Source organism: Streptomyces mesophilus, assembly GCF_040300965.1.
Lineage (GTDB): Bacteria > Actinomycetota > Actinomycetes > Streptomycetales > Streptomycetaceae > Streptomyces > Streptomyces mesophilus_A.
Genome location: NZ_JBEPEW010000237.1, coordinates 1 through 8,363 on the forward strand (window position 1 = coordinate 1; position 8,363 = coordinate 8,363).

Annotated in this window: 7 protein-coding genes, 1 tRNA gene and 2 pseudogenes; 5 read left to right on the forward strand and 5 right to left on the reverse strand. The window is 69.9% G+C overall.

All coding sequences use genetic code 11. The annotated features are described in order from the left end of the window. Positions 1 to 724, reverse strand: a pseudogene (locus tag ABT367_RS39535) (hypothetical protein); the annotation flags it as partial. On the opposite strand from ABT367_RS39535, the gene ABT367_RS39540 reads away from it, so the two are divergent. After that, a complete protein-coding gene (locus ABT367_RS39540) occupies positions 686 to 1,663 on the forward strand; it encodes an FUSC family protein (RefSeq protein WP_352258577.1) in 978 nt (325 codons plus the stop codon). The pseudogene ABT367_RS39535 and the gene ABT367_RS39540 overlap by 39 nt on opposite strands. A 4-nt stretch (positions 1,664 to 1,667) precedes the next feature. Here the strand turns inward: ABT367_RS39540 and ABT367_RS39545 are convergent, their stop codons facing one another. Further along, positions 1,668 to 2,105 (reverse strand): nitroreductase/quinone reductase family protein, encoded by a 438-nt coding sequence (locus ABT367_RS39545; RefSeq protein WP_352258588.1) that lies wholly within the window; start codon positions 2,103 to 2,105, stop codon positions 1,668 to 1,670. 101 nt (positions 2,106 to 2,206) lie between these two features. Between ABT367_RS39545 and ABT367_RS39550 the strand changes: the two genes are divergently transcribed. Next, positions 2,207 to 2,647 (forward strand): VOC family protein, encoded by a 441-nt coding sequence (locus ABT367_RS39550; RefSeq protein ID WP_352258579.1) that lies wholly within the window; start codon positions 2,207 to 2,209, stop codon positions 2,645 to 2,647. 31 nt (positions 2,648 to 2,678) lie between these two features. Here the strand turns inward: ABT367_RS39550 and ABT367_RS39555 are convergent, their stop codons facing one another. Next, positions 2,679 to 3,368, reverse strand: coding sequence for an ATP-binding protein (locus tag ABT367_RS39555; RefSeq protein WP_352258581.1), 690 nt, complete (start codon positions 3,366 to 3,368; stop codon positions 2,679 to 2,681). A gap of 873 nt (positions 3,369 to 4,241) precedes the next feature. On the opposite strand from ABT367_RS39555, the gene ABT367_RS39560 reads away from it, so the two are divergent. The 3 genes and pseudogenes from ABT367_RS39560 to ABT367_RS39570 form a co-directional block, all read left to right on the forward strand. Beyond that, a complete protein-coding gene (locus tag ABT367_RS39560) occupies positions 4,242 to 4,676 on the forward strand; it encodes a hypothetical protein (protein WP_352258583.1) in 435 nt (144 codons plus the stop codon). A gap of 700 nt (positions 4,677 to 5,376) precedes the next feature. Further along, entirely contained in the window at positions 5,377 to 5,670 is a 294-nt protein-coding gene (locus ABT367_RS39565; RefSeq protein WP_352258584.1) for a hypothetical protein, read from the forward strand. Positions 5,671 to 5,784: 114 nt separating this feature from the next. Next, a pseudogene (locus ABT367_RS39570) lies at positions 5,785 to 5,935 on the forward strand (site-specific integrase); the annotation flags it as partial. Positions 5,936 to 6,118: 183 nt separating this feature from the next. Here the strand turns inward: ABT367_RS39570 and ABT367_RS39575 are convergent. Together ABT367_RS39575 and ABT367_RS39580 are read right to left on the reverse strand one after the other, a co-directional pair. Continuing rightward, positions 6,119 to 6,194 (reverse strand) — tRNA-Arg (locus tag ABT367_RS39575). A gap of 92 nt (positions 6,195 to 6,286) precedes the next feature. Further along, positions 6,287 to 8,363 (reverse strand): FUSC family protein (locus ABT367_RS39580; RefSeq protein ID WP_352258586.1); only part of this gene is annotated, 2,077 nt, incomplete at its 5' end.

The following is an 8,363-nucleotide window of genomic DNA, read 5'->3' on the forward strand; positions in this document are numbered from 1 at the left end:
AGCGTCGCGTCGTTGTCGACCCGGCCCTCTGCGTCGAGCACACCGCAGTGCCCGTGGTCCGTGACCTCGTCGAGGCCCCGAACTGCACGGCGCCCGCGGGCTCGCCGAGCAGATCCGCCCCGTGCTCGGCACCCTCGCCGACCCCTCGGTCACCGGCCCCGGCCTCGCCCGCGAACGCGTCGACGAACTGCTCGCCGCGGCTGCCACCCTCCTGGACGCCACGGCCGACGCGATCCGCCACGGACGGCCGGCCGAACTGCCGCCGCAGGCGCTCGCCGCCATCGAGATCCCTTCGGCGGGCCCCGTACTCACCGGCCCGGCCCACGAGGCGGCCGGCCGACTGCGCGCTCTGCTGCACGACGTGGTCGACACGGCGGGCGGGAGACACGGAGGGGGCGGTGGGTGCGGGGGCGTTCATGGTGGGGATCAGGGTGGTGACGGGCCGGTCGGGGGCGGGCATGGTGGGGATCAGGGTGGCGACGGGCCGGTCGGGGGCGGGCCTCGTGGGGAGCAGGACGGCGAGGGGCCGGTCGGGATCGGTCGAGCCGGTGCCGTCCGCGCCGGAGCGCTCGAACTCCCTTCGGCGGCCGACCAGTTCAGGGGCGCGCTCGCCACGGTCCGGGGCCAACTGCACCGCGACTCCCCGGTGTTCCGGCACGCGGTACGCCTCACGGCGGTCGTGGTCGTGGGCGATCTCATCGGCCGTGCCCTGCCCTTCGGGCACGGCTACTGGGTCCCGCTGGTCGGCGCTCTCATCCTGCGCCCCGGGTTCTCCCAGACGTACAGCAGGGCGGCCGCCCGCCTCGGCGGCACCGTCCTCGGTCTCGTCATCGCCGGCGCGATCGTCGAACTCGCCCACCCCGGCGAGGCGTTGGCCGCCGTCCTGTCCGTCGTGTGCGGCGGACTGATCCTCCTCTTCATGTACACCGGATACGCCCCCGTCCAGGCCGCCGCCTCCGGGTACACCGTCTTCACGCTCGGCATGGCGGGCGTGGGCCTGGACCAGTCGGTGCCCGCGCGTCTCGTCCTGACCCTGATCGGCGGCGGCCTGGCGATGCTGGCGTACGCCCTCTACCCCTCCTGGGAGACCCCCCGGCTCCGCACCCGCCTCGCCGACTGGATCCACGCCGACCTCGGCTATGCCGCCACGGTCGTACGCCATTACGCGGAGCCGACCGGACCCGCCGCCCGCGAGACGCGCGAGGCGGTCCTGACCGCCCGCAGCGCCCTACTCGCCTGGCGGGACGCGGTGGCCCTGGCCGCGAAGGAGCCGGTACGCGACCGCGGTCTGTCCCACACCGCGCAGGACGGCGCCGAACGCGCCCTCTACGAAGCCGCCCGCGTGACCATGCTCCTGGAGGCCCACGTCCCCGCGCCCGGAGCTCCGCCCGTTCCCGCCGCGGCCGCCTTGGCCGAGGCCCTGCAACAGTCGGCGGACGCCGCCGCCCAGGCCGTACGCGACCGCCGCGTCCCCACCTGGGAACCGGTCCGCGCCGCCCTCGCCGACTGGCACGGCGAAGGTGCCACGTCCGAGATGGTGCACCGCACCGGCACCCTCCTCCTCACCTCCCTGTCCGACCTCTCGACCGCCCTGGAGTACGCCTCGCCCCCGGTCCCGCCCGGCAACAGTCCGGCGCCCGAGCCGGGCCGGCGACAAGGCTGATCCGCTACGAGGGTTCCTTCCCGGTCGCGACGCGCTCCAGGACCACCACCGGAATGGTCCGCCGGCTCCTGGCCTCGTACGTGCGGTAGACCGGGGCCAGTTCTGTCATCAGCCGCCACAGCCGCTCGCGCTCCGCACCCTCGGCGGTGCGTGCCCGGACGGCGAACCGTTCCCCGAGGATCTGGACCTGCGCCTGTGGTTCAGCCACCAAGTTGAGGTACCAGTGGGGATGGGTGTGGGTGATGGCCGAGCCCGAGGCCACGAGGATGTGGCGGCCCGCACGTGCTCCGCGACCGAAGGGTCGGAGCTGTCGATCACGAGGTCCTGCGGTGACATGGGATTCTCCTGGTTCGGGCGTTCGCCAGGGACGCGACGCCTCCGTGACGTTTCGGTCCCCACGCCCGCAGGGACAGTCCGCCCGGAAATCCGGCGGCCGGCGGATGTCGAGAACGCGTCACCGGCTCCGTCCCAGGACCATCAGCGGCCACCACAGGCCGCACGCGCAAGCACCACCGACCGCACGGACATGAAGGAGAAACCGCCATGGCGATTCAGCGGATGGACAACGTGGGCATCGTCGTCGAGGACATGGACGCCGCCATCGCGTTCTTCGTGGAACTCGGGATGGAGCTCGAAGGAAGGGCCGAGGTCAAGGGCCTCGTCGCCGACCAGTGCACCGGACTCGACGGCGTCCACTGCGACATCGCGATGCTCCGTACCCCGGACGGCCACAGCCGGCTCGAACTGTCGAAGTACCGCACCCCCGCGGCGACCGGCGAGGGCCCGCGCGACAAGCCGCACAACATCCTGGGCACGCACCGCGTCATGTTCGCCGTCGACGACCTCGAGGCCACCGTCGCCCGCCTGCGCCCACACGGCGCCGAACTCCTCGGCGAACTCGCCCGCTTCGAGGACAGCTACCTGCTCTGCTACGTCCGCGGCCCGGAGGGCATCATCATCGGACTGGCGCAGCAACTGGGCTGAGCGGGCGCTCCATGACCAACTCGCCGCGGGCCTACCGAGGGTGATGGTCCCCCAACTCGAACCGAAGGGCGATCCGGTCGGCGAGGACGGAGGCAGGCGTCGACCCGTCGACCGTGAGGGCGGCAAGCCCGTGCACCGGGGCCTGCCTGCGGACTTCCTCGTCCCAGAGAGCGTCACGCGCCAGGCGTTCGGCGAGCGTGCTCGCCGGGTCCTCACCGCCCCAATTGGCCTGAGCGCGGGCGCGATCCGCGTACCGGGCGGACAGCGCGTCATGCCTGAACTCGGGCGTGGGGACCAGGAAGACGGCTTGCTCGGGCCGGCGCAACAGCGGCGCCAGATCCCGTGGCAGGGTCCCGAAGTAGTCGACCAGGATGATGCGTTCGTCCGGGCGCTCCAGGAGATCCTCGACGAGAAACCCGATGGTCTCGCCGTACAGGCTCGGCATTTCCTGGAACACCTGACGCCCCGTGCGCTCGCGCCACATGGCGCCGGGTGCCAGGCCACGAAGCGAGGCGAGGCGAGGGTGAAGCTGCGGTGTGCACCGCTCCAGCCAGGCATGTTCTGCGCGGTCACCGCAGTAGATCTCGACGTCGTACCGGTCGGCCAGTAACCGAGCCAGCGTGCTCTTGCCGCTGCCGGCGCCCCCGGCAATCCAGCGCACATGGGAGAGACGGTCTGCGAGACCGTGACAGCTCTCGGCATCCGAGAATGCGAAGGTCATGCCCAATATGGTGGTCCCCTCGCGAAAAGAATCACAGTCTTGTTCTTCTCCGCTCGCGGCATGAATATGAAAGAGAGGGGGGCTTCCTTGAAGTGCAGGCGTGGGCGGATCGGTTCGGTCGCGATGGTCAGGCGATGGAGATCATTCGTGAGCCCACCTGCTCCCGATCCGGGGACAGCCGCCTTGCGGCAGACCTGCGGAAGCAGTGGGCCAAGCTGTCACTCCAGGCCAATGCCCGTATGCAAGGATTCGAACCTGCGACACCCGCTTGAGGAGCTCGACCGGGGAGTCCATCAGGCGCCATACCGGCCGAAGTTGAGTCCATGGGGACCGCTGCCGCACCGGGGTGTTTGCTGTGGTTGCTGTACTTCGCTGCTGTACCCCAAGGTCGGGGATGATTGTCAGCGCTGACAAGTACTCTCGGCGGCGCGTGGTCGGCACCCGGGGTATCCAACTCTGCAGTGCAGCTGCATCCCTGGTCTGCCTGGGGGTGGTCCGGTAACCAGCCCGCGGCCTAACCGGCGACGCAGGCTCTGTTGATGGCCAAGAGTCAGACCTGACAGCGCCGACCACGCGCTTAGAAGGGCCCCATCCGCTTCCATGACTGCAGACCTCTGACCTGCAAGGAGGCTCGTTCGCCTTGCTGCCGGATTGGCAACGTCGACACGTGTTCGACAGGCACTGCAATCGACATCGGTAAGTTGGTGCGCTGCCGGTCTATGGGCGCTACCGACGAAATGGGCCTGTTCAGGCGATGAAAGGTCACGGTCACGACACAGGCCCGATCGTCGGCCGTGCGGAAGGAGCTGCGTTCAGTAGCGGAGAGCAATGATCCGTCGGCTACCGGATCTGCCGGAATGAGCTGGTGGCCTCATGGCCCTGCTTCAGAATCAAGGCATGGCGTCTGAGGCGGTTTTCGGGCTTGTCGGTGTCCTGCTCGGGTCGGTGTCGACGTCCGTCGTCGCCGTGTACCAGGTACAACTGGTGGGCAGACGCGAACGCGAGGCACGTGAGTATGAGCGTGTTGAAGCCAGCCGGGCACGGCGCGACGCCTTCCAGCGCGAGAGCATCACAGCCCTTCAGGACGCAGTGGCAGACATGATTAAAGCCGTGTACGCCGAACAGGATCGGCAGTTGGAGCGGATGGCTGAAGTATCTGTCTGGCCGGCGCGGCAGTGGGAGACGCCAACCGCGGTCGGTTGGTCAGACGCCGAGATCCGGCTACAGGTCGCCCGCGCCCGAGTCTTCGATAGCGATCTGCGGACACTTGCGCGTGAAACCCGCTCTGCGGCGAGGGAGTTCGTTTGAGCTCCGACGCTGGAAGCAGCCGAGCAGTCGAATCTGCGCCTCGACGAGCTCTACGCGCAATTCAACGAAAGGGTGGCTCAAGTGTTCCGACAACTCGATTGACGCTTCGACAACATCGGCCGAAGTCGAGCTCATGGCGACCCAAAGATCGTCTGCGCCATCGTGCGCGGTCGACGGAGTCTTAATAGGCGAGTCAGTCAAGCTGAGCTCCTCGTTGGGCGCGGCCTATGGCGCGACGCTGGCGAGGTCCCATATCCAGTCCGTGATCTTTTTCCGCTTGGCGGGTGAGGCGTGGTACCAGGTCAACGGTAGCCACACCAGCAGCCCCCACACCCCGACGGTGATGATCGTTAGGACCAGATGCAATGCGAAAGGGATCTTGCTTCGCCTAGAGGGTGAATCAGCCATAAAAGGCCACGTTAGGGCGACTCAGGCCTGTGGATACTGAGGCCTCAGCCCTCAGTTCTTGAGGGCCAAAGCCCCTTCTCGTGTCAGCTGATCGGTTGATGCGCGCATGCGCTGATCAGGCCGGTGGAGCGGCTTTGGGCTGGAGCTGCTTGGGACGAGTGATCATGGCCCGGGCTTGTTACGGAGTACGCATCTGGAAACCTTCCGCCAGGTAATGAGTACTTGTACTCAGGCTCCATGCCACGCGATCCCACAGACTCCTGGTGTGGGGTGGACGCAGACTGAACTAATCGTGGACGCCGGCCTGGCGGTTGCGGCCACTGTCGCTCTCGCCCTGATGTGGGTGTTGGTCGTGGTGCGAGTCGTGAAGGCGTTCGCTCAGTCGCTTGGTGTTTCGCTGAACTCAGGCCGCGGGCCCCTTGGTTGTGAATGGGTGCTCCTCGGCGTCATGGTCATGGTGGCTCTGGTGGTTCATGTGACGCTGGTATGGCTGGCCTGGACCCACCACCTCTGGCTCTCGCTGGCTGCGCAATTAGCGCTGCCGATCTGCACCTTTTTGTGGGTCCGCTTTGCCCGTGAGAACTGAACAGGCGGCTGGTTGCCGACCGCTGAGGTCGGTGGAACGGCTTTGGCCGGTGTCCTGCCTGATTTGGGGTCGGGCATGACCAGGGGGCCGTACGCTGGTTGGCAACTTGGTCTGCTCGTTGAGCCTCCGCGTGCTGAGACACGAGAGCTGTCCCCCTGGTCGCTGGACGAGACGCTCGATCCTCGCCGCTTCCCGGAACGACCCGCTGTACGCGGCCTTCGTCCTCGCGATCGCGATGGGGCTGCACCGGGGTGAGATCGTCGGGCAAAGCCAGATCGGCATCACCATGGGCATCTACGCACACATCGTCCAGGACACCCAGGGCGAGGCCATGAGTCACATGGACCGGCTGCTCAGGAGGCGTCCCCGGTCGTGAATGACCATGACGGTTGATGTCAGATGTGGATGTCAAAGGCCCCGGACCATGATCGGTCCGGGGCCTTTGCGCTGGTGCCCCCGGCAGGATTCGAACCTGCGACACCCGCTTTAGGAGAGCGGTGCTCTATCCCCTGAGCTACGAAGGCGGGGCCTTGCCGTGTTGTCCGCAAGGTCTGGGCCGGCCCGAAGGGCGGCTCTGGACAGGGTAGCGGATGTGGGCACGGCCGGTGGGGGAGCCCTACGAGCCCTGGCGGAGCCTCGTTGCGCGGTGGCGGAGGTGGGTGGCGAGGTCGGGAGGGGGAGGAGCGGTGGGGTGGGGGGTGAGCGCGGAGGTGGAGAGGCGGGCCATCGCCGATTCGGCGTAGGTGAGGTCGTCGCGCCAGGTACGCAGCGTCCTGTGGTGGCGCGGGTCGGTGTGCAGGCGGGTCAGTTCGGTGCGTACGGCGGCCAGTTCGGCGTGGGCGCGGCGGCGCAGGGCGTGCAGGGTTTCGGTGTCGTCGGGGTGGGCGTGTGCGTGGTCGGCGTACGCGGCGATGGAGTCGTGGGCCGTCGCGAGCCGGTGGGGGACGCGGGCGCGGGTGTCCTCGGGCCAGAGCAGGTAGCCGCAGAGGAAGGCGACGGCGCAGCCGATCACGGTGTCGAGGAGGCGGGCCTCCGGGACGGCGGAACCGGCCTGGCCGAGCGGGTCGGCCAGCAGCAGCATCACCGGGGTGAGGAAGAGGGTCTGCAGGGCGTAGTTGCGGCGGGCGTACGCCTGGAGCAGACCGGTCAGGACGACGGTGACGGCGATCCGCCACCAGCCAGCCGGGAAGACGGCGATGGCGGCGAGGCCGAGCAGGACCCCCGCGACGGTGCCGGCGGCGCGCAGGACGAGGCGGGCGGGCACGGTGCCGAGACCGGGGCGTACGACGAGGGCGACGGTGAGGACCAGCCAGCCCGAGTGCGGCAGTCCGCTCAAGGAGGCGACGGTCTGCGCCAGGCCCAGGCAGACCGCGAGGCGCAGGGCGTAGCGGCGGGCGGCGGCGTCGTGCAGGCGGCCGGACAGGGCGGTGGCGAGGCGGCGGAGGGGAGCGGGCGGCGGCGGGACGAGGCGCGGTGGTCCGGTGGGCCGCTGCGCGGCGGGCGCGGCCAGACGCGCGACCGCGGTGTGCAGGGTGCGGGCGGCGGGGTCGTGGGGTTCCGGCGGCAGCGGCACTGTCTCGGCGGGCCCCGCTTCCGGCGGCAGCGCCGTCCCGGCCGCCTCCGTCCCGCCCACTTCCGCCGCGGCCACCCCCGTCCCGGTCCCGGTTACGTCTGTCCCCGCTCCGGCCGCCTCCGTCCCGGCCGCCTTCGTCTCTGCCCCGGCCGCCTCCTTCCCTGTCCGTGCCTCCTCCGCCTCAGCCTGCTCCGTCCCTGTCCCCGCTCCGGCCGCCTCCGTCCCGGCCGCCTTCGTCCCTGCCCTGGCCGCCTCCTTCCCCGTACGTGCCTCCTCCGCCTCAGCCTCCTCCGTCCCTGTCCCCGTCCCAGTCACCCCCGCCTCAGCCACCCCACCCCCACTCCCACCTCCACTCTCCAAAACCACCCCCGCCACTCCTCGTACCGCCTCCGCATAAACCCCAGCCACCCCAGCCACCCCAGCCGCCATGCTTGTCCCAGCCACCCCGGTCACCCCAGCCGCCACTCCACCTCCCGACGCCAGTCCACCCCCCGACACCACCCCACCCCCCACCCCCAAAACCGCAGGCGCCGCCGCGATGACCTCCACCAAGAGGTCGAGGTCGGTGGTGAGGCGGGCGGTTGTGGTGCCCGGGCGGGGTGCGGACAGGCGGCGTACGAGGACCGTGTCGTAGGCCGCGTCCATCGCCTCCGTCACCGCGTGGCGGCGCTCGGCCCAGGTGTCGGCCGTGGCGTCGAGGAGGTCCGCGACGGCGTGCAGCGCCCCGGCCACCGCCTGCCGTTCCCCCAGGTCGGGGCGGCGCAGGGCCTGGCCGAGGGAGAGCAGCATCAGCGGGACGCCGCCGAGCAGGAACAGCAGCGGCACCTGCCACCACGGCGCCGTGGCCGGAAGGCCGAGGCCCATGGCGGTGGCGAGCAGCAGGACCAGCGTGGCCATGTCGCTGATCCGGCCGATCGTCGAGATCAGACCGCTGATCAGCGCGACCACCGTGACGAGCAGGATCTGTGCCCAGGCCTCGCCGTGGGTGAGCCGGCCGAGCGCGAGCCCGACCGCACCGCCGAGCTGCGGCAGGAGCAGGGTCAGCGCCCGGGTGCGCCAGGGTGCGGCGGAGTCGTCGACGGCCGCACCGTACGCGCCGAGCGCGGCGGCGGCCCCGAGG

What these genes read in the sequence shown, in the direction of transcription:
- ABT367_RS39555 (WP_352258581.1), bottom strand. Translation starts at nt 3,368, where the DNA reads ATGACCTTCGCATTCTCGGATGCCGAGAGCTGTCACGGTCTCGCAGAC.
- ABT367_RS39550 (WP_352258579.1), top strand. Translation starts at nt 2,207, where the DNA reads ATGGCGATTCAGCGGATGGACAACGTGGGCATCGTCGTCGAGGACATG.
- ABT367_RS39560 (WP_352258583.1), top strand. Translation starts at nt 4,242, where the DNA reads ATGGCCCTGCTTCAGAATCAAGGCATGGCGTCTGAGGCGGTTTTCGGG.